This window comes from Streptosporangium subroseum (assembly GCF_900188345.1).
GTDB lineage: Bacteria > Actinomycetota > Actinomycetes > Streptosporangiales > Streptosporangiaceae > Streptosporangium > Streptosporangium subroseum.
Map to the genome: position 1 here is coordinate 126,850 of NZ_FZOD01000005.1, position 18,250 is coordinate 145,099.

General features: G+C 68.7%; 18 protein-coding genes and 1 riboswitch. Of the genes, 8 read left to right on the forward strand and 10 right to left on the reverse strand.

Translation table 11 applies throughout. The features are described 5' to 3' along the window. Positions 1-101: 101 nt before the first annotated feature. Together CHC08_RS07185 and CHC08_RS07190 are read right to left on the reverse strand one after the other, a co-directional pair. A complete protein-coding gene (locus CHC08_RS07185; RefSeq protein ID WP_089206389.1) occupies positions 102-1,754 on the reverse strand; it encodes an isovaleryl-CoA dehydrogenase in 1,653 nt (550 codons plus the stop codon). Positions 1,755-2,091: 337 nt separating this feature from the next. Beyond that, complete coding sequence (locus CHC08_RS07190) at positions 2,092-3,540, reverse strand: ankyrin repeat domain-containing protein (protein ID WP_089206390.1); 1,449 nt, start codon at positions 3,538-3,540, stop codon at positions 2,092-2,094. Positions 3,541-3,904: 364 nt separating this feature from the next. Here CHC08_RS07190 and CHC08_RS07195 point away from each other — a divergent pair, with 364 nt between their 5' ends. From CHC08_RS07195 to CHC08_RS07205, 3 genes are all read left to right on the forward strand, one after another. Beyond that, a complete protein-coding gene (locus CHC08_RS07195; protein WP_089206391.1) occupies positions 3,905-4,723 on the forward strand; it encodes a DUF1707 SHOCT-like domain-containing protein in 819 nt (272 codons plus the stop codon). A 335-nt stretch (positions 4,724-5,058) separates the two neighbouring features. Continuing rightward, a complete protein-coding gene (locus tag CHC08_RS07200; RefSeq protein WP_089206392.1) occupies positions 5,059-5,556 on the forward strand; it encodes a SigE family RNA polymerase sigma factor in 498 nt (165 codons plus the stop codon). Position 5,557: 1 nt separating this feature from the next. After that, on the forward strand, positions 5,558-6,316 hold the full coding sequence (locus CHC08_RS07205) for a hypothetical protein (protein ID WP_089206393.1): 759 nt from the start codon (positions 5,558-5,560) through the stop codon (positions 6,314-6,316). Positions 6,317-6,327: 11 nt separating this feature from the next. On the opposite strand, the gene CHC08_RS07210 is transcribed toward CHC08_RS07205, so the two are convergent. The 6 genes from CHC08_RS07210 to CHC08_RS07235 all read right to left on the reverse strand — a co-directional run bounded on the left by CHC08_RS07210 (position 6,328) and on the right by CHC08_RS07235 (position 10,867). Continuing rightward, entirely contained in the window at positions 6,328-7,089 is a 762-nt protein-coding gene (locus tag CHC08_RS07210; RefSeq protein ID WP_245878178.1) for a sirohydrochlorin chelatase, read from the reverse strand. Then, complete coding sequence (locus CHC08_RS07215; RefSeq protein WP_089206395.1) at positions 7,086-7,817, reverse strand: phosphoadenylyl-sulfate reductase; 732 nt, start codon at positions 7,815-7,817, stop codon at positions 7,086-7,088. The genes CHC08_RS07210 and CHC08_RS07215 overlap by 4 nt, the downstream gene beginning before the upstream one ends. A 136-nt stretch (positions 7,818-7,953) precedes the next feature. Then, the gene (locus CHC08_RS07225) at positions 7,954-9,636 is read right to left on the reverse strand and encodes a nitrite/sulfite reductase (RefSeq protein ID WP_089206397.1); all 1,683 of its coding nucleotides are present in this window, start codon (positions 9,634-9,636) and stop codon (positions 7,954-7,956) included. Between the two features lie 150 nt (positions 9,637-9,786). Continuing rightward, the gene (locus CHC08_RS52880) at positions 9,787-9,870 is read right to left on the reverse strand and encodes a putative leader peptide (protein ID WP_364250218.1); all 84 of its coding nucleotides are present in this window, start codon (positions 9,868-9,870) and stop codon (positions 9,787-9,789) included. 254 nt (positions 9,871-10,124) lie between these two features. Continuing rightward, positions 10,125-10,349: a hypothetical protein gene (locus CHC08_RS07230; RefSeq protein ID WP_089206398.1), complete on the reverse strand. Its 225-nt coding sequence runs from the start codon at positions 10,347-10,349 to the stop codon at positions 10,125-10,127. Positions 10,350-10,687: 338 nt separating this feature from the next. Then, positions 10,688-10,867, reverse strand: a complete 180-nt coding sequence (locus CHC08_RS07235; RefSeq protein WP_089206399.1) for a hypothetical protein — start codon at positions 10,865-10,867, stop codon at positions 10,688-10,690. 312 nt (positions 10,868-11,179) lie between these two features. On the opposite strand from CHC08_RS07235, the gene CHC08_RS07240 reads away from it, so the two are divergent. From CHC08_RS07240 to rsgA, 5 genes are all read left to right on the forward strand, one after another. Further along, complete coding sequence (locus tag CHC08_RS07240; RefSeq protein WP_089206400.1) at positions 11,180-11,998, forward strand: TIGR03084 family metal-binding protein; 819 nt, start codon at positions 11,180-11,182, stop codon at positions 11,996-11,998. 33 nt (positions 11,999-12,031) lie between these two features. Then, positions 12,032-12,430, forward strand: coding sequence for a YccF domain-containing protein (locus CHC08_RS07245; RefSeq protein ID WP_089206538.1), 399 nt, complete (start codon positions 12,032-12,034; stop codon positions 12,428-12,430). Between the two features lie 111 nt (positions 12,431-12,541). Next, entirely contained in the window at positions 12,542-13,507 is a 966-nt protein-coding gene (locus tag CHC08_RS07250; protein ID WP_245878179.1) for a YihY/virulence factor BrkB family protein, read from the forward strand. Positions 13,508-13,515: 8 nt separating this feature from the next. Further along, positions 13,516-13,595, forward strand: a riboswitch (ZMP/ZTP riboswitch). A gap of 33 nt (positions 13,596-13,628) precedes the next feature. Then, positions 13,629-14,885: a serine hydroxymethyltransferase gene (glyA, locus tag CHC08_RS07255; protein WP_089206402.1), complete on the forward strand. Its 1,257-nt coding sequence runs from the start codon at positions 13,629-13,631 to the stop codon at positions 14,883-14,885. A 485-nt stretch (positions 14,886-15,370) separates the two neighbouring features. Continuing rightward, the gene (gene rsgA, locus CHC08_RS07260) at positions 15,371-16,489 is read left to right on the forward strand and encodes a ribosome small subunit-dependent GTPase A (protein ID WP_089206403.1); all 1,119 of its coding nucleotides are present in this window, start codon (positions 15,371-15,373) and stop codon (positions 16,487-16,489) included. A 101-nt stretch (positions 16,490-16,590) separates the two neighbouring features. Here rsgA and CHC08_RS07265 read toward each other — a convergent pair whose 3' ends face one another. Together CHC08_RS07265 and CHC08_RS07270 are read right to left on the reverse strand one after the other, a co-directional pair. Beyond that, positions 16,591-16,905: a WhiB family transcriptional regulator gene (locus CHC08_RS07265; RefSeq protein ID WP_012893126.1), complete on the reverse strand. Its 315-nt coding sequence runs from the start codon at positions 16,903-16,905 to the stop codon at positions 16,591-16,593. A 104-nt stretch (positions 16,906-17,009) separates the two neighbouring features. Next, positions 17,010-17,924, reverse strand: coding sequence for a sucrase ferredoxin (locus tag CHC08_RS07270; protein WP_179281928.1), 915 nt, complete (start codon positions 17,922-17,924; stop codon positions 17,010-17,012). Between the last annotated feature and the right edge of the window lie 326 nt (positions 17,925-18,250).

Consider the following 18,250-nt stretch of genomic DNA (forward strand, 5'->3'; position numbering starts at 1 on the left):
TAGCCATGCACGACCTTACTCGCCGAGATCACGGAGCCGCTCCCCGGAGCACCCCTTAACCGCTTCGGGAAGGTGATGGTCGTCACAGGGGTCCGCGGGAGTCACCGAGGTCCCATCGAGGACGCCGGGGCCGGGGCGATCGCGGCCCGGTCGATGAGGGCGTCCAGGTCCAGACCCGGAGGCAGGGTGCCGAAGGCGCGGCCCGAATCACCGGACAGGCGGGAGACGCAGAAGGCGTCGGCGACGGCCGGGGGCGCGAACCGTACGAGCAGGGAACCCTGCAGGACCAGGGCCATGTCCTCGGCGATGCGCCGGGCCCTGACCTCGAGGTCGGCGCCGTCGCCGAGGGACTTGCGCAGGCGGTCGGCGGCGTCGTCCAGCCGCCGGTCGGCGCCGGCCGCGAGCGATATCTCCGAGAAGAACGCCTCCTGCGCCTCGGGCTCGCGGCCCAGGGCGCGCAGCACGTCCAGTGCCGCGACGTTCCCCGAGCCCTCCCAGATGCCGTTCAGCGGCGACTCGCGAAACAGCCGGGGCATCTGCGACTCCTCCACGTAACCGTTGCCGCCCAGGCACTCCAGCGCCTCGGCCGCGTGGACGGGGGCGCGCTTGCACACCCAGTACTTGCCGACGGCCAGCGCGGTACGGCGCAGCGCGCTCTCGGCCTGGTTCCCGGCGATGGCCCGGTCGGTGGCCCCGGCCAGCCTCGTCATCAGGACGGTCGCCGCCTCCGACTCCAGGGCCAGATCGGCCAGGACGTTGCGCATCAGAGGCTGGTCGATCAGCTTCCTGCCGAACGCGCCGCGGTGCCTGGTGTGGTGGACGGCCCGCGTCACGCCGTACCGCATGCCGGCGGCGGAACCGATCACGCAGTCCAGCCGCGTCAGGTTGACCATCTCCAGGATGGTCCGCACGCCCCGGCCCTCCTCGCCCACCAGCCAGGCGGTCGCACCGTGATACTCCACCTCGGCACTGGCGTTGGACCTGTTGCCCAGCTTGTCCTTCAGCCGCATCAGATGCACGGCGTTGCGGCTGCCGTCGGGCAGGACCCGGGGGAGCAGGAAGCACGACAGCCCGCCGGGGGCCTGGGCGAGGACCAGGAACACGTCGCACATCGGGGCGGAGTTGAACCACTTGTGCCCCGTCAGGGCGTAGCCGCCGTCGCTCAGCGGCTCGGCGCGGGTGGTGCCGGCGCGGACGTCGGAGCCGCCCTGCTTCTCGGTCATCGCCATCCCGGCGAGCACGCCGCGCTTGCCGAGCGGCGGGCGCAGCCCGAAATCGTAGCTCCGGGAGGCCAGCAGGGGCTCCCAGTCCGCCGCGAGCGCGGGAGTGTGACGCAGCGCGGCGATCGAGGCGTAGGTCATCGAGATCGGGCAGCCGTGTCCCGACTCGACCTGGCTCCAGATGTAGAACTTGGCCGCGCGGGCCATGTGCGAGCCCGGCCTGGCGCTCGACCACGGGGTGGCGTGCATGCCGTTCTCGACCGCGACGGTCATCAGCTCGTGCCAGGCGGGATGGAACTCGACCTCGTCGATCCGCCTGCCGTACCGGTCGTGGGTGCGCAGGACGGGCGGATGCTCGTTCGCCAGCCGTCCCCACTCCATGGCCTGCTCCGACCCGGCGAGAATGCCGAGCCGGTGCAGCTCGCCGGTGGCCCAGCCTGCGCCCTCGCGCGTCACGCCGGCCACCAGCGTGGCGTCCGCGAACACGTCATGACCGCTGAACGGGGGAGCCTGGTTGAAGACGTCATGGGTCACGTACGGCCTCCGATGAACTCGCCTGAACCCCTTATCGGGTCCTGTCCCTCATCTCAGCATTCTGCTCGCATCCACCCACCCGCGTGGAGATCAGATGTCTGACTCGCGAACATGATGTCGACGAGAGGCAGGGCCCCGCTGGAACCCGTTCCGCCCCACGATCGGTTTCGCCCCAGACCTGCTTCCGTCCAGAAGCCGGTCTCGCCGTGACCCGTCTCGCCCGGAACCCGGTTTCACCGGAGCCGTCCTGCCCGGGATCCTGTTTCGCCCCGAGGCCTGTTCCCGCTCCGGGATCCACCTCGCCGAGGGAGGTGGATCCCGATGAATCCCCCGTAGGTCAGGGGTTCTTGACCAGGTCGCGGATGTAGTCGTCGTCCTCGTCGCTCTCCGCGAGCACGCGGTCCGCACCCCTCTGGGCGCGCCCGTCGCCCCGGACGGCCAGGCCGCGAGTGGCCTCGGCCACCGTGTTCAGGTCCTCGTCGTCGAGCCGGGCGGCCAGCGCGTCGCGGATCTGCTCGGTGTCCTCCTGCAGGCCCGCCAGCCCCATGGTCGCCCAGTCGCGCACCTCCTCATCGGAGTCCTCGGTCATCGAGATGAGCAGCGCGAGTCCCTCGGCGTGTCCCTGCGGCAGGACGGCGGCCAGCGCGGCGGGATCGGCCTGGGTGCGGACCCAGCCTTCGGCGGTGATGATCTCCAGCACCTCGGGCAGGGACCGCGGGTCGGCGTGGTGACCGAGCGCACCGAGCACCGAGCGCAGCACCCGCTCGTCACCCTCGGTGGCCGCCATCCGCCGGAGGATCGGCAGCGTGTCCTCCAGGTAGGGCTTCTCTCCCTCGGCGAACCCGAACTCGGCGAGCACGTCGACGGCGAACTCCCGCTTGCGCGGGTCCTCGCTGACGCTCAGCCGAGCCAGGGCGTCGAAGGTCTCCTGGTCACCGCGCCGGCTCAGCGAGCTCGCCACGGTCCACCAGGTCTCGGCCTCCTCGTCGACGTCCCGGTACGGCAGCGCCCGCTCGACCAGGTCGTCGAACGGCTGCGGCTCGTTCGTCGCGTCCTCCAGCAAGGTCGCGATGGCGGCGTGGCCGCGCTGGCACTGGAGCTCGGCGGTGCGGGTCCCGTCGGGGCCCACGGCCGCGACGGTCACCAGGTCGGTGCCGTCCTTGGCGCGGGTGCGGCCGATGACGAACTGGGAGTCCTCGGGGGCCTGCTCGGTGAGCTGCTCCAGCAGGGCGCTCTCCAGCTGGGTGCCGAGCCAGTCGTTGGCGATGATCAGCGGCGTGTCACCCTCGCCGTCCGAGCGTGCCGGGTCGGCTCCCGCCTCCAGCAGCACGCGCACGGCGCCCAGGGCTCCGCGCCGGGTCGCCAGGGTGAGCGCGGTCTCACCGCTCTCGTTGGCGTCCTCGGCGTCGGCCCCGGCCTCCAGGAGCACCCGCAGCGCGTCGGCCCGTCCGTTGGAGGCGGCCCAGAGCAGGGCGCTCCACCCGTCGCTCTCCCGCCCGGCCGCATCGGCCCCGGCGGCCAGCAGCGTCTCCACGACCTCGGTGTGATCCCACGCCGCGGCCCCGGACAGGGGCAGCCCCTCGTCCTCGCCGCCGCTGAGCCGGTTGGGGTCGGCCCCGTGGGCGAGCAGGGCCCGCACGATCGGCAGGCGGCCCCGCATCGCGGCCAGATAGAGCGCCGTTGTCTCGTCCGCGCCGTCCGGGTCGGCGCTCGTGCCGCTCTGGAGCAGGTGCTCGACCCGCTCGGCGTCGTTCCCCGTCACCGCGTCCAGAAGTTCTTGGTACATGTCTCCGGATCATAGGCGGTGTCCGCCGGGCCCAGACGCACACCTCGGAGGGTTGCCACAATCGCCCGGCTCGGTCGCGCGTCCTGACCGCACGTCTTGGTCGTACCGCGAGCCCGACCACCCGGCTCGGTCACCCGCCCCGGCCGTATGGCGGGCACGACCGCCCGGACTGGCCGTACGGCGAGCGCATCGCACACCTCGGCCGCTCGTCCCGGTCGTCCAGCCCAACCGTACGGTTGAGCTCGGCCGATCGGCTCGGTCCGGGTTCGCGGGACCTGGGGGACGTACGCCGTCCGGAATACGGATGACGCTTCCTCCCTTTGAGGGATCCCCCGCGAAGACAAGTCGAGATATGTTGTGTGTCATGAACGACCCTGGTGCAATGCGGGCCTCGGACGCCGAGCGGGAAGCCGCGGTCGAGCGTTTGCGCGTCGCGTCCGTCGAGGGGCGTCTCACCCTTGGCGAGCTGAGCGAGCGCACGGAGGCGGCCTACACCGCCGTCACCCAGGCGGAGCTGGCGGTGGTCACCTCGGACCTGCCCCTGGCCGGCCAGGCCCCGATGCCCGCGCCCGCCTACGCGTCCGCCCAGGCTCCGGCGGAGCAACAGGGCCGGACGCGACGCTGGTTCGTGGCCGTGATGGGCGACTCCAAGCGGCGCGGAAAGTGGCGGATCGACAAGCCGCTCGGCGCGGTGGCCGTGATGGGCGACGTTGTGCTCGACCTGCGCCAGGCCGAGGTCCGGAGCGGGGTGGTGGACATCGTGGCCACCGCGGTCATGGGCGACGTGAAGATCATCGTCCCGGACGGCGTGGACGTCGACCTCGAGGGCATCGCGATCATGGGCGACAAGAAGGTCCAGGTCATCGAGGCGCCCCCGGGCATGAACGTCCCGCTCATCCGGGTCAAGGCGTACGCCATCATGGGCGACGTCAAGGTGATCGGCGACTCGCGCGCCGAGCCCGTCAAGAAGGCCTGGGCCGCCTGGCGGGAGCAGTGGCGGGAGATACGAGGCGAGCTCATGGGCGAGCCGCAGCACCCTCCGTACCCCGGGCTTTACGGACAGCAACCTCCCGCGCAGGCGCCGTACCCGTACGAGCAGTACTCCCAGCAGCCGGCTTACCCGTACCGGCAGCGCTCCCGGCGGGAGGACCGCAGGGAGGACCGCCGGCGACGGGATCGCTGACGGCCGGCGCTGCCGGCTTCGGACGGCAGCGCCGTAGACGACCCTCGCGCGGGCCTCGCCCCGTGCCTTCTTCGCGCTCTCACGCTCGCGCCGTCACGCCCACCTTTCCGTGTCCCCATTTCATGCCCGGCGGGGCGGCTTCCGTCGATCGCCTGGCCGGAGTGACGCAGATGGGCATCCCGTCACTACTCGCGGGGTCCTCCGGATTTGTGGAAACCGGCGTCACGGCGGCGCTTTCCGCACCTCCGGTTGAAACGCATCGGGAATGCGTGCAACGTCTTCACGGGGCCGGAGCGTAGTGATCGGTGATGGACACCGAACAGTGAGGATCCCGAATGCGAGACCGGGCCGACTTCGAGCGCTATGTGGAGCAGCGCTCGGCCCGTCTGCTGCAGACCGCCTACCTGCTGTGCCGAGACTGGGGTACGGCGGAGGATCTGCTGCAGACGGCTCTGGCCAAGGCGTGGATGGCCTGGCGGCGGGTGGGCGACAACCCCGACCCGTACGTCTACCGCATCCTCGCCAACACCCACGCCTCCTGGTGGCGGCGCAGATGGCGGGGAGAGGTGCCCAGCGAGATCCTGCCCGAAGTGGTGGGGCAGGACGAGACGGGCGAACTCGGGGCGCGTGAGGCCGTACGGCAGGTTCTGACCGGCCTGCCCGATAAGCAGCGAGCCGTGATCGTCCTGCGCTACTTCGCCGACCTGCCGGACCCGCAGATCGCCGAGATCCTCGGCTGCTCGGCGGCGACCGTCCGCAGCCAGGCCAGCCGGGCCCTGGCCAAACTACGCGTCGATCCCGCGGCGATCGCCGCGATCACCACGGGGAGCTGAGATGACGATCACCGAATCCGAGCTGCGCGAGATCCTGACCGGGGAGGGACGCGAGGATCGGCACAGGGGCGTGACCGTCGCCGACGTCGATCGGCGCGTCCGCGTGATCAAACGCCGCCGCCTGCGGGTCGTGGGTGCGGTGGCGGGCCTGGGGATCGTCGCGGGTCTGGCGTTCACCGTGCCGCAGGTGAGGAACACGGTGGTGCCGGAGGACATCTGGACCGGCGTGATGGCCCAGCCCACGCAGACGCCCAGGGTCGTCTCCACCGCTGTGGGAGGACCGATACTCCTGGATATGTTGGCCAACAGACGATACAAGGAAGGCGGGGCCCGCAAGGAGTTCACCGTCTCGACAGGGTCCTCGCAGTTCTCCGTGAGTCTGTGGTGCTCCGGAACGCTGATGAAGGCCGCGCTCTGGATTGACGGGAAACTGGTCAATGCCGGCCCCTGCGGTGGGAAGAACGGTCTGACCTACATGATCAATTGGGATCGACCGCAGGACGATCGAGCTTCCGAGCACATCGTGGCCGGCGCCGTACTGCGGACCGACGCACAGACCCCGGAACAGGTCTCCGGCACGGCGGATGTCGAGCAACTGCTGGCGGCGAGCAAGCGGTTCGACCTCGAGTGGGGCGTCAACGTCGAGCGAATGGGCGCCCCGGGGTGCCGCGACAACGTCATCCAGGTCGACCCGGACACCGGAGAGATCGTCCGGCTCCGGTGCGACAAGGAGTCGACGATGCCTCCGACCATTCCCTGACGGCGTGCCGTTCAGGCCGTCGCGAAGTTCTTCTCCCGTTGCACGGCCTGCTCGTACCGTTCGAGCAGCACGGTCGCGAGTTCCGGGGCGGCGCCCAGCACGTCGGCGACGACCTCGGCGCCCGCGGCCAGGGTCGTGGCGCGGATCTTGTCGGCGAAGTAGCCAGGGGCCAGCAGGTAGGGGGCCACGACCACGCGCGGCGCCCCGGCCTCGACGAGCCGCCGGACCTCCTGCTCGGGGGTGGGCTCTGCGGCCGAGGCGTAGGCGGTGGTCACCGACCACCATCCGCGCAGCCCGGCCCACTCTCGGGCGATCCGGGCGATCGTCGCGTTGGCGCGCCGGTCGCTGGAGCCGGCCGAGACCAGCACCACGGCGGTGCCGGGGTCACCGGCCTCCACCCCCGCCTCGGCCAGACGCCGCTCCAGCGCGGTGACCAGCAGCGGATGCGGGCCCAGCGTGGCGCCCCTGTGCACGCGCAGCAGCGGCCGGCGGGCCGTCGCCTCGGCGAGCGCACCGGGGATGTCCACGCGGCTGTGGTAGGCCTCGGTGAGCAGCAGCGGCAGCACCACGGCCTCGGCCAGCCCGGACAGCGCCATTCCGAGCGTCGGGGGAGCGTGGTCGAGGTAGGCGGTGCGCACGGGGATCTCCGGGCGCGCCCGGCGCAGGAGGTCGAGCAGGCTCTCCACCGTCGCGGCGGCGCGCGGGTCACGCGACCCGTGCGCCACCGCGATCAACGGGATCGTGGGCGCGGTGCCGGGGGCACGCCACGTCATAGATGCAGACCGCATTCCGTCTTGCCCAGTCCGGCCCAGCGACCGCTGCGCGGGTCCTCTCCGGGAGCGACCTGGCGGGTGCAGGGGGCGCAGCCGATCGAGGGGTAGTTGTCGTAGTGCAGGGGGTTGATGAGCACGCCGTTGTCGGCCATGTAGTTGTCGACGTCTTCCTGCGTCCACGCGGCGATCGGGTTGATCTTCACCATCTGGCGCTTGGCGTCCCACTCCACGACCTTGATGCCGGCGCGGGTGACGGCCTCGTCGCGGCGGATGCCGGAGACCCAGGCGAGGTACGGCTCCAGCGCCCGGTTGAGCGGCTCGACCTTGCGCAGGTAGCAGCAGAGGTCGGGGTTGCGCCCGAACAGGCGGGGGCCGAGGTCGCGCTCCTGCTCGGCGACCGTCCGGGACGGCTTCACGTCGATCACGTTCACGTCATAGACCTGCTGAACGGCGTCACGGGTGCCGATCGTCTCGGCGAAGTGGTAACCGGTGTCGATGAACAGCACGTCCACGCCCGGCTTGACCCGGCTGACCAGGTCGATCAGCAGGGCGTCACTCATCGACGCGGTGAGGCAGAGCCGGTCGCCGAAGGTGGCCGCCGCCCAGCGGATGATCTCAAGGGCGGAGGCGTCCTCCAGGAAACGCGCGGCCGACTCGACGATGTCCTGCAAATCGAGCGCGCCGCGCTGCTGCCGTAATCCGACTTCGACGTCCACCAGGGTGGTCATGATCGCACTCCGATTCCCAGAAACTTCAGCTTGAAAGCGCGGACACAGGAGCGGCAGTACCAGCCGCCGTCACCTTCGTAGGGTTCGAGATCCTCGTCACCGCAGTAGGGGCAGTGGAAGGGAACAGCTCGCTCGGTCATTTGAGGTCTGCCTCGTCGGCGCGCTGGACCCAGGCGGCGAAGGTCTCGCCCTCGTCCTTCTGCTTCTCGAAGTTCGTGACGACGCGCTCCACGTAGTCGGGAAGCTCCTCGGCGGTGGCCTTCAGGCCGCGGACCTTGCGGCCGAAGCCGGGGTTGACGCCCAGCGAGCCGCCCAGGTGGACCTGGAAGCCCTCGACCTGCTCGCCCTTGTCGTTGACGACGAGCTGGCCCTTGAGGCCGATGTCGGCGACCTGGATGCGCGCGCAGGAGTTGGGGCAGCCGTTGACGTTGATGGTCAGCGGGTCCTTGAAGTCCGGAAGGCGCTCCTCCAGCTCATCGATCAGGTTGGCCGCGAGAGCCTTGGTCTCGACGATCGCCAGCTTGCAGAACTCGATGCCGGTGCAGGCCATCGTCTGGCGGCGGAAGGTGGAGGGCTTGACCCGCAGGTCGTTGGCCTCCAGCTCGGCGACGATGCCGTCGACCTGGTCGGGCGCCACGTCGAGGATGACCATCTTCTGCTCGACCGTGGTGTGCACCCGGTCCGAGCCGTGCCGCTCGGCGATGTCGGCGATCATGTGCAGCTTGTCGCCGTCGAGGCGGCCGACCTTGGGGGCGAAGCCGACGTAGAAGTTGCCGTCCTTCTGCTTGAAGACGCCCACGTGATCCCTGCGCCCGCCGCGGGGCTGCTCGGGCGCGGGGCCGTCGGGCAGGGCGTAACCGAGGTATTCGGTCTCGAGGATCTCCCTGAACTTCTCGGCGCCCCAGTCGTTGATCAGGAACTTGATCCGGGCCCGGTGCCGCAGGCGGCGGTAGCCGTAGTCACGGAAGATGCCGATCACGCCGCCGTAGGCGGGGGCGACCTGCTCCGGGGTCAGGAAGACGCCCAGCCGCTTGGCCAGCATCGGGTTGGTGGACAGGCCGCCGCCCACCCACAGGTCGTAGCCCTTCTCGCCGCGTGCGTTGACGACGCCCACGAACGCCACGTCGTTGATCTCGTGCACGGTGCAGTGCGCCGGGCAGCCGCTCAGCGCGGACTTGAACTTGCGCGGCAGGTTGGAGAACGCGGGGTTGCCGATGTAGGTGTCGTAGATCTCGCGGATCAGCTCGGTCGGGTCGATGAGCTCCTCGGTGTCGATCCCGGCGAGCGGACAGCCCAGGATGACGCGCGGGGTGTCGCCGCAGGCCTCGGTGGTGGACAGGCCCACCGACTCCAGCCGCTCCCAGATGTCGGGGACGGCCTCGATCTCGATCCAGTGGAGCTGGATGTTCTGCCGGTCGGTGACGTCCGCGGTGCCCCGGCCGTAGATGTTGGAGATGTCGGCGATGACGCGCAGCTGCGCCAGGTTGAGCCGGCCGCCGTCGATCCTGACCCTGAGCATGAAGTAACGGTCGTCGAGCTCCTCCGGCTCCAGGATCGCGGTCTTGCCGCCGTCGATCCCGGGCTTGCGCTGGGTGTAGAGCCCGTACCAGCGCATCCGGCCCCGCAGGTCGGCCGGGTCGATGGAGTCGAAGCCGCGCTTGGAGTAGATGTCGATGATCCGCTGACGGACGTTGAGCCCGTCATCGTTCTTCTTGTTCTCCTCATTCTTGTTCAGAGGCTCGCTGTAGCCGAGAGCCCACTGACCTTCGCCACGCGGGCGCTTGTGGTGGCGGTTGGCAGGCCGGGCCGGGGTCGTCATGTGCGCGTCCTTTTGTTGCTCGATGGAATGATTTCCGGACACGCACAGGCGGCACCTCCCGCCTCATCGTTGAGTGCGGGGGTCGTTGGTTACTCAAACGAGGACGCCTGTTACGCGGCCGAGCTGGATGAAATCAGCAGAGGGCGACGATTAACGGACGTCACAACAGATGGCACTGCGGACACGCAGAAGGTCGACGTGGCGTCGCACGACGAGCAATGGGTCCACTGGCATGTCTACGACGATACCTTGGTGGCCCGAGATGTCCAATGTCCGGTCCAGAATCTGGACGGAAACATGGTCTTAACCCCGCCGGTGACAGCCCGACGCGGTCCTAGCCTTGTCGGGGCCGGCCCAGAGCGGCGGCTGGCGTCTATCGAATCTTCGAGAACCTTCCCGAGCCCTTGAGGGTCCTGGCGTTCTGCCAGGACCCTCAAGGCGCTGGGTCGGCAGCGCATGCGCCGGCTCTGGCGCGCAGTGGGAACCCACTAGATCTCCGCCATCATCTCCGGCGGGTGGATGCGGTAGGTGCACTTCGGGCAGTGGAACGGCACGAGGATGTCCTTCACCAGCTCGTGCTGGTGGATCAGGAGCCAGTCGTGAATCTGGAACATGAAGTAGTTGATGAGATGGGCCTTGTGTGCCAGGTCACGGTATGCCTTGATGTTCTGCGGGCTCCGTAGCACCCAATAGATGGATTCGTGCCAGCTCACCTCGGCAAGCAGCCTGTTCCAGTCCCGAAGCTCCCGTAGAGCCTCCCCAGGCACTAGATCTGGAGGTACCGCACGCATCTTTGCCCCCTCGGGCGATTGGTCGGATGGTCCGATGACTGGTTTTTCTTGCATACTGCATACAATATGCAATTTGGTAGAACGTTCAAACAAAACGGAGCCCAAGCATGGGTTAAGGGTGGGTAAGGCTGCCTTGTCTGGCAGGCTGTGCTCCGCTTGGCATGCCGCTGCGAGACTCCCCCGTGCCGCCAGAACTGTCGCCGGCACCCCGCCAGGCGAGGGGGAGTCTCCGGGATCGATTGCCATGAGACGCGGGAGAGCTACTCGCTCGCGCTGCTCACGCGCCTCTGGAGTTCGATCGGGATCTCCGGCATCCGCGCCTGGGCGCCCTTCATGACCTCGAATTCCGCCCGCGGTTCCTTGACGCGGTTGGCCGGCCCGGTGACCGCGTTCTTCGGCGCCGAGATGGACGCCGCCAGGTTCTCATCCTGGGTGGGCACCGCCGGGGATGCCCACAATCCGGGTGCTCTTCCCCCTCTGCCCGGCGCGGGGTCAGCCCTGACTCAGCCAGTTCACGGACGGCTCGGGATCATGTTCCTCGCGCTGCCCAGAGCAACTGGGCTGTTGCTCCTGGTGGGTTTTCGCTTGGTGCTGGCAGTCGCACCACGAGCCGCCCCGGCACCCGTCGTGCCTTCGCTGCTTGCACTCGTCGCAGATCACCCTTCCATTGTGCGACTCCGGGTGGCTGTTCCTTCCAGAACATCCCTCGGTTACTCTTTTCTCGCCGTGACCAGGGAGGCGCCGTGAGTCTGATGGACGAGCTATCGGCGGATCTGCGCGCCGAGACCGCCGAGCTCGACGCCATGATCCGGGGGCTCGACGCGACCGCCTGGGAGCTTCCCACCCCGGCCGAGGGCTGGGCCGTACGAGACCAGATCAGCCACCTCGCCTGGTTCGACGACGCGGCCACCACCTCGGCGACCGACCCCGAGGGTTTCCGCGCGGCCCTGCCCGCCTTCCTCGCCCGCGGGTACTCCGGGGTGGACGAGCTCGTCGTCGCCTCGCGCGGCCTCACCGCCGACCAGGTCCGCGACTGGTTCCGCGCGGCCAGGGCCCGCAGCCTGGAGGCTTTCGCCCGGCTGGATCCCCGGACCAGGCTGCCCTGGTACGGGCCCGACATGTCGGCGGCGTCCTTCGTCACCGCGCGGCTGATGGAGACCTGGGCCCACGGGCAGGACGTGGCGGACGCGCTCGGCGTCGTGCGAACGCCGACCGCCAGGCTCAGGCACGTGGCGATGCTCGGGGTGCGCGCCATGCCGTACGGCTTCGCGATCCGCGGTCTGGAGCCGCCCGCGCGTCCGGTGCGGGTGGAGCTGACGATGCCCGGCGGGTCACCGTGGTCGGCGGGTCCCGAGGACGCGGAGGACGTGGTCGCGGGGACGGTGCTCGACTTCTGCCTTCTGGTGGTCCAGCGGCGCCACCTCGCCGACACCTCCCTGGAGGTGCGCGGTCCGGCCGCGGAGGCCTGGATGGCGGTGGCCCAGGCGTTCGCCGGGCCGCCGGGCGGGGGGCGGGCGCCCCTGGGATCGGGAGGCTCCTCCTCGGGGATCTCTCAGGGGCGCACCCGATAGAGCCGGTAGGGCGGGGTCTGAGATGCTTTGATCATGCGGACCCTGTTGAACGTCATCTGGCTGGTGTTCGCCGGCATCTGGCTGGCGCTCGCCTACGTCCTCGCGGGCATCATCTGTTGTGTCCTGATTATTACGATTCCATTTGGTATCGCGTCATTCCGGATCGCGGCCTACGCACTGTGGCCCTTCGGCCGGACCGTGGTGCGCGACCCCGACGCGGGCGTGCTGTCCCTGGTCGGCAACGTGATCTGGTTCGTCGTGGCCGGGATCTGGCTGGCGATCGGGCACGTGCTGACCTCGATCCCGCTCTTCCTGTCGATCATCGGCATTCCCCTCGCCATCGCGAACATCAAGCTGATCCCGGTCTCGCTGCTGCCGCTGGGCGCCCGGATCGTCGACGTGAACGAGGCCGAGGCGTTTTATCGCAGGTAGTCCGGTTAGCTGACCCGAAATCCGATTGTTTGGTCTGGTTGGCCGACACGAGATTCGATCGTTGCGGGCCGGACTCGTGATCAAGCGTGGCTAGGAATACCGTTGTGTGGCATGACGTCCACTGATGCCTCGGCGCAGCGGCCCGGACCCAAAAGGCGCTCGCCGCGTGGGCGCAGGGCCAGATTGCGCGCCGGACTCTCCTGGGTCCGGGGGACGGGCACCTGGGCGCTGGTCAGCGCCACCACGAACGCGGGCGTCGCCTACCGGGTCACCGGTCTGGCCGGTGAGGCGGCCTTCTTCGCGCTGCTGTCGTTGCCCCCCTTCGTGCTCGGCCTGATCGGTGTGCTCGGCCAGCTCACCAAGATCTTCGGTCCCGAGACGGTGAAGGACGTCAGCGTCTGGATCGAGACACAGGCCCACCTGCTGTTCACCGACAACGCCGTCGACACCGTCGTCACCCCTCTCATCAAGGACGTGCTGAAGCCCGAGAACAAGGTGTCGCTGATCTCCCTGGGCTTCGTGCTGGCCCTCTGGTCGGGCTCGCGGGCACTGTTCGTCTACGTCGACCTGATCTCGGTCGCCTACGGGCTCGGCGAGGAGCGCGGCATCATCCGCACCCGCCTGATGTCCTTCGGCTTCTATCTCGCGGGCCTGCTGATCGGGCTGGTCGTCATGCCCGTGCTCGTCCTCGGTCCCGCGGCGCTGCGGAGCGCGCTGCCCTATGACTACGCCGTCCTGGTCGACATCCTCTACTGGCCGGTGGTCATCATCGGCTCGGTCTGCTTCCTCACCCTGCTCTACCACGTGAGCGTGCCGGTCCGTACGCGCTGGTGGCGGGAGCTGCCGGGGGCCGTGCTCGCCCTGATCATCTGGATCGCCTGCGCCGCCGTGCTGCGCGCGGTGCTCGCCGCCTGGTTCTCCCCGGTCTCCATCTACGGCTCGCTCGCCGCCCCGATCGCGATGCTGCTCTGGCTCTACATCACCGCGCTGGCGGTGCTCATCGGAGCCATACTCAACGCCGAGGTGGATCGGCTCTGGCCCGCCGGCGGCACAAGTCGCGTCGGCCGTATCGGGTAGTCCGCTATCGTCTAAACCGTGACTGGCGCGTTGGGTGGAAGGACCACCGGGGAGCGAGTGGCGGAGGCCGTGCGCCTGGGTCTTCGCCCGTTGTCAACGATGACAGGGGAGTGCACGCGGCATGAGTTCTCTTAACAGCGTCGATCCACAGATTGCCGAGCTCATCAAGGCGGAGGAGCGGCGCCAGGCCGACACCGTCAAGCTGATCGCCTCAGAGAACTACGCCTCCAAGGCGGTCCTCGAGGCCACCGGCACCGTCCTCACGAACAAGTATTCCGAGGGCTATCCGGGCAAGCGCTACTACGAGGGCCAGCAGGTCATCGACCAGATCGAGATCCTCGCCATCGAGAGGGCCAAGTCCCTGTTCGGGGTGAACCACGCGAACGTCCAGCCCTACTCGGGCTCGCCCGCGAACCTGGCGATCTACCTGGCCTTCCTGAAGCCGGGCGAGACCGTCATGGGCATGGGCCTTCCCTTCGGCGGTCACCTGACCCACGGCTGGTCCGTCTCGGCCACCGGCAAGTGGTTCAACCCGGTCCGCTACGGCGTCCGCCAGGACACCGGCCGCGTCGACATGGACGAGGTCCGCGAGATCGCGCTGCGCGAGCGTCCCAAGCTGATCTTCTGCGGCGGCACCGCGATCCCGCGCACGATCGACTTCCCGGCCTTCGCCGAGATCGCCCGCGAGGTCGGGGCGGTGCTCGCCGCCGACATCGCGCACATCGCCGGCCTGGTGGCCGGTGGCGCCCATCCGTCGCCGGTCGGCCACGCGGACGTCATCTCCACCACCACCCACAAGACCCTGCGCGGTCCCCGGGGCGCCATGCTCATGGCCACCTCCGACGAGCACGCCACCGCGCTGAACAAGGCCGTCTTCCCCGGCCTGCAGGGCGGCCCGCACAACCACACCACCGCGGCCATCGCGGTGGCGCTGAAGGAAGCGGCGACCGACGAGTTCAAGGACTATGCCCGCCAGGTCGTCATGAACGCCCAGGCGCTGGCCGAAGAGCTCAGCGGCCGGGGCTTCGACCTGGTCTCCGGTGGCACCGACAACCACCTCATCCTGTTCGACCTGACCCCCAAGGGCATCGGCGGCAAGCCCGCCGCCCAGGCCCTGGACAAGGCCGGTCTGGAGACCAACTACAACAGCGTGCCGTTCGACACGCGTAAGCCGTTCGACCCCTCCGGCATCCGCATCGGCACCGCCGGCGTGACCAGCCGGGGCATGGGCGTCGCCGAGATGCGCCAGATCGGCGCCTGGATCGACCAGGTCGTCAGCGCCGTCGCCAAGGGCGAGGACGAGGCCAAGCACGTCATCACCCGCGTCCACGGCGAGGTCACGGAGCTGACCTCCCACTTCCCGGCCCCCGGCCTGTAACCGATCCACCCGGCCCCGGGACCGACGTGTCCCGGGGCTTCGTGCTGCTCGCCCCCGGGCGGGGAGATCCCGGCGGAGCCGTCGGCGATCTCCCCGTCCGCACGCTTTATCCCTGCCTGGGTGATGTGCCGGATGCTCCCGCGCCGTGTTTCGCCGGACGCGTCGTGTTTACCGGACGTGCCGTATTTCGCCGGACATTCTCAGCTGGTGATTCACCGATTCACCGATTCGCCGACTCGCCGGATGATTCCGCACGGTGCTTCGCCGGAGGTCACGATGCGGCCGGGGCGGATATCGGCTTGCGCGGAGTGGGAGATGCTGCGCTAAAGTTCTGGCGGAGACGCCATTCGGCAGATGAATGGCCGCGAACTTTGGAGGTGAGGACCATGCGGGTTGTTCTGGTGAGCCTGCCGTCCATCAACCTCCGGGTGCCCGCCTAGCCGACTTGCGACAGGGCACCCGGCTTTCCAAAGGGTGTATCCACGTTGTCTTCGCCAATCGGCTCTGATTCTTCCGTTCTCTTCTCGCTCGGCTGGAACGACGCGTTCGCCGCCGAGCTTCCCACCGGTCTGATCCCCGCCCGGGTGACCCGCGTCGACCGCGGCGCCGCCGAGGTGCTGTCCGCCGACGGTCACTTCCCGGTCCATTACAGCGCCCACGTACGACGGGCGGCCGCCGCCGATCCGGTCGACCTGCCCTGCGTCGGGGACTGGGCCGCGCTCCGCAGGCTGCCCGAGGGCCGCTTCGAGCTGGAGGCGCTTCTGCCCCGCCGTACCGCGTTTGTGCGCGGCGGTGTCGGCAGGGTCTCCAGGGGCGGCCTGTCCGGCGATTCCCAGGGGCAGGTGCTCGCCGCCAACGTCGACGTCGTGTTCGTCGCCGAACCCGCCCTGCATGCCACCGACACCGCCGATCTGGGCCGGATCGAGCGGCTGCTCGCGCTGGCCTGGGAGAGCGGAGGCCTCCCCGTGGTGCTCATCACCAAGTCCGACCTCATCGGCGAGGGGCTGGACTTCCTGATGGAGGAGGTCGCGACGGTGGCGCCGGGGGTGGACGCGCACGCGATCTGTTCCATCACCGGCGAGGGGGTCGAGATCGTCCGCGGTTATCTGAAGGGCACGCGCACCGCCGTGGTGCTCGGCGCTTCGGGTGCGGGCAAGTCCACCCTCGTCAACGCCCTGGCGGGGGAGGCGGTGATGGAGATCCAGCAGGTGAGGGCCGGCGACGGCCGCGGGCGTCACACCACCGTGCACCGCGAGCTCATCCCGCTCGAGGGCGGGGGCCTCATCATCGACACGCCCGGTATCCGCCGCATCGGCCTGTACGACATGGGCGAGGGCGTGGACATGGTCTTCTCCGACCTCGAAGCGCTCGCCGACCGGTGCCGATTCGCCGACTGCGGCCACGACAGCGAGCCAGGCTGCGCCGTACTCGCCGCGATCGAGGACGGGACGCTCCCCGAACGGCGGCTGGAGAGCTGGAGAAAACTCCAGCGCGAGGCCGCCTGGATGGCGTCAAGGAGTGACGCGCGGCTCCGTAAGGAACTGCAGAACAAGTGGAAGATCATCCACAAGGAGATGCGGAAGCCGGGTCGTAGCCGTCCTTAACGTCTAAGGCCGGGCACGACGGACCCCACACAACAACGTGTGATCTCGCAAGGGGAATACGCGAGATCACACGTGGGGGGAAAGCCGGGTGGAGGTACTGCTCAGGCGACGGCACTAATGCCGGCGCTGGCGGCGCGGCGCATGCGACGGCGACGCTCGGAGGCGCGCTCGTCCTCGTTCAGACCGCCCCAGGTGCCATACTTCTCCGGGCGGGAAAGCGCATAGTCGAGACACTCGGCGCGCACGGGGCACTGGGCGCAGATGGCCTTGGCCTTACGCTCGCGGATGTCACGCTCGGGCTGACGCTCGCCATCGGGACCGAAGAAGAGCACGAGGTCCTCGCCCCGGCACGCGGCGTCATCCTGCCAGCCCCAGCTGGGCCGAGGCCGGGCGGTCTGCCGACGTACCTGAGACATGAGAAAACCACCTTACAGTGAGAGGTATTTCGGGTTGATGCCGCATTGGACGTTTATGACGTCCCTGAGTCCAACGCCTGGATAGGCCGTGATGTTCCCTCAGGTCAGGTCAGTGCGGACGGGGCATACCGCACAGGTTTTACCCTGTCCAGCGTGACCAGCCGATAGGTAGTGATCGTGTCAGCACAAGCCGTACCACATGCCGTTGTTGGCGTCATGGGTTCGACCACTACCCGAAAACGAGCGTCACTACCGCGCACCAATGCCTCGGTAATGTCGCCGTCCAACCTGGAGGACTCCACGGCCACTCCGCCAACCGAGAGTTCACCCGTATGAATACGGACGAAATGCTCGGCGGCTTGCAATGGCTCTGGGGTGCCTGAGCGTCCCCGGAAACGGTCGAGGATGACCTCGCCGGACCGATACGCATCGGCTGCCGCGATCGCGGCAGCCTGAGACATGCTGCCGTAGTAAAGCCCGTGTGGCAAGCACACGAGGTTGGCGGCGTATCGATCGCCGCCAACATGTGATGTTTCCCATACTGTGTCCGGCAACATTTTTGCCAAGGACCGAGCGAGGGGTAGTCCAATGCGGGCGCAGCACGCGTTGCGCTTGGCATGCGTGCAGACCAGAAAAACCGGCTCACTCACAAGTATGCAGGACTCCGGGACCACTCCGGCCACCACGTTGTCAAGGTCAAGATCGTCTGGACCTGCGATGACGCCCTCGGCGATCCACGGTTCGGGGCCAGTGGAGTTGGCGACCATGACGTGAATGCCGGTGTTTGTGGGGTTTCGTCGCCCGGGTCGGCGGATCAGTTGAGCCCGGATGCCGAGGCTTGTGGCCCGTTTGATAAGGGTGTGTACATCTTTGGGAAGCAGGCAGTCCTCAAGGTAGGCCGCCCAGGGCCCGGAATGCTCGATGAGCAGCCAGAATCGGGCGCCGACGGTCGCGCTGGCGAGAACCGGCAGATCGCCGGTATGGCAGCCCGGAGGGTGCATGCAACCCTTGACCGTCATATCCGAAACGCTCCCCGCGGCCACGCTCTCCCCCTCTAATTCGACTTAGGTAAGACTAACCTAATCGGTGTTGGGTGGTGTCGGAGGGGTGACAGAGCACTGGAGTGGCTGAATCCCTATGCCTCTCGGCGGCATCCCGTCAAGGGGTCGGCCCTCATGAACCGCGCCGGATACGGGCCCTCCTTCCCGGAGAACGGCGCCGCCCCCGTCGACCACCGGCTCCGGCGGTCGCACCGCCTGAGGGTTCGCTGCCAATGGATCCGAACCGCTTGCGGATCAGATGCCAAGCGGGTCCGCCCGATCTGCGGGTTCGCCGACAAGAAGTC

What these genes read in the sequence shown, in the direction of transcription:
- CHC08_RS07240 (WP_089206400.1), top strand. Translation starts at nt 11,180, where the DNA reads ATGGACGAGCTATCGGCGGATCTGCGCGCCGAGACCGCCGAGCTCGAC.
- CHC08_RS07245 (WP_089206538.1), top strand. Translation starts at nt 12,032, where the DNA reads ATGCGGACCCTGTTGAACGTCATCTGGCTGGTGTTCGCCGGCATCTGG.
- CHC08_RS07210 (WP_245878178.1), bottom strand. Translation starts at nt 7,089, where the DNA reads ATGACGTGGCGTGCCCCCGGCACCGCGCCCACGATCCCGTTGATCGCG.
- CHC08_RS07200 (WP_089206392.1), top strand. Translation starts at nt 5,059, where the DNA reads ATGCGAGACCGGGCCGACTTCGAGCGCTATGTGGAGCAGCGCTCGGCC.
- CHC08_RS07225 (WP_089206397.1), bottom strand. Translation starts at nt 9,636, where the DNA reads ATGACGACCCCGGCCCGGCCTGCCAACCGCCACCACAAGCGCCCGCGT.
- CHC08_RS52880 (WP_364250218.1), bottom strand. Translation starts at nt 9,870, where the DNA reads ATGCCAGTGGACCCATTGCTCGTCGTGCGACGCCACGTCGACCTTCTG.
- glyA (WP_089206402.1), top strand. Translation starts at nt 13,629, where the DNA reads ATGAGTTCTCTTAACAGCGTCGATCCACAGATTGCCGAGCTCATCAAG.
- CHC08_RS07265 (WP_012893126.1), bottom strand. Translation starts at nt 16,905, where the DNA reads ATGTCTCAGGTACGTCGGCAGACCGCCCGGCCTCGGCCCAGCTGGGGC.
- CHC08_RS07270 (WP_179281928.1), bottom strand. Translation starts at nt 17,924, where the DNA reads ATGACGGTCAAGGGTTGCATGCACCCTCCGGGCTGCCATACCGGCGAT.
- CHC08_RS07215 (WP_089206395.1), bottom strand. Translation starts at nt 7,817, where the DNA reads ATGACCACCCTGGTGGACGTCGAAGTCGGATTACGGCAGCAGCGCGGC.
- CHC08_RS07205 (WP_089206393.1), top strand. Translation starts at nt 5,558, where the DNA reads ATGACGATCACCGAATCCGAGCTGCGCGAGATCCTGACCGGGGAGGGA.
- CHC08_RS07195 (WP_089206391.1), top strand. Translation starts at nt 3,905, where the DNA reads ATGAACGACCCTGGTGCAATGCGGGCCTCGGACGCCGAGCGGGAAGCC.
- CHC08_RS07190 (WP_089206390.1), bottom strand. Translation starts at nt 3,540, where the DNA reads ATGTACCAAGAACTTCTGGACGCGGTGACGGGGAACGACGCCGAGCGG.
- CHC08_RS07250 (WP_245878179.1), top strand. Translation starts at nt 12,542, where the DNA reads ATGACGTCCACTGATGCCTCGGCGCAGCGGCCCGGACCCAAAAGGCGC.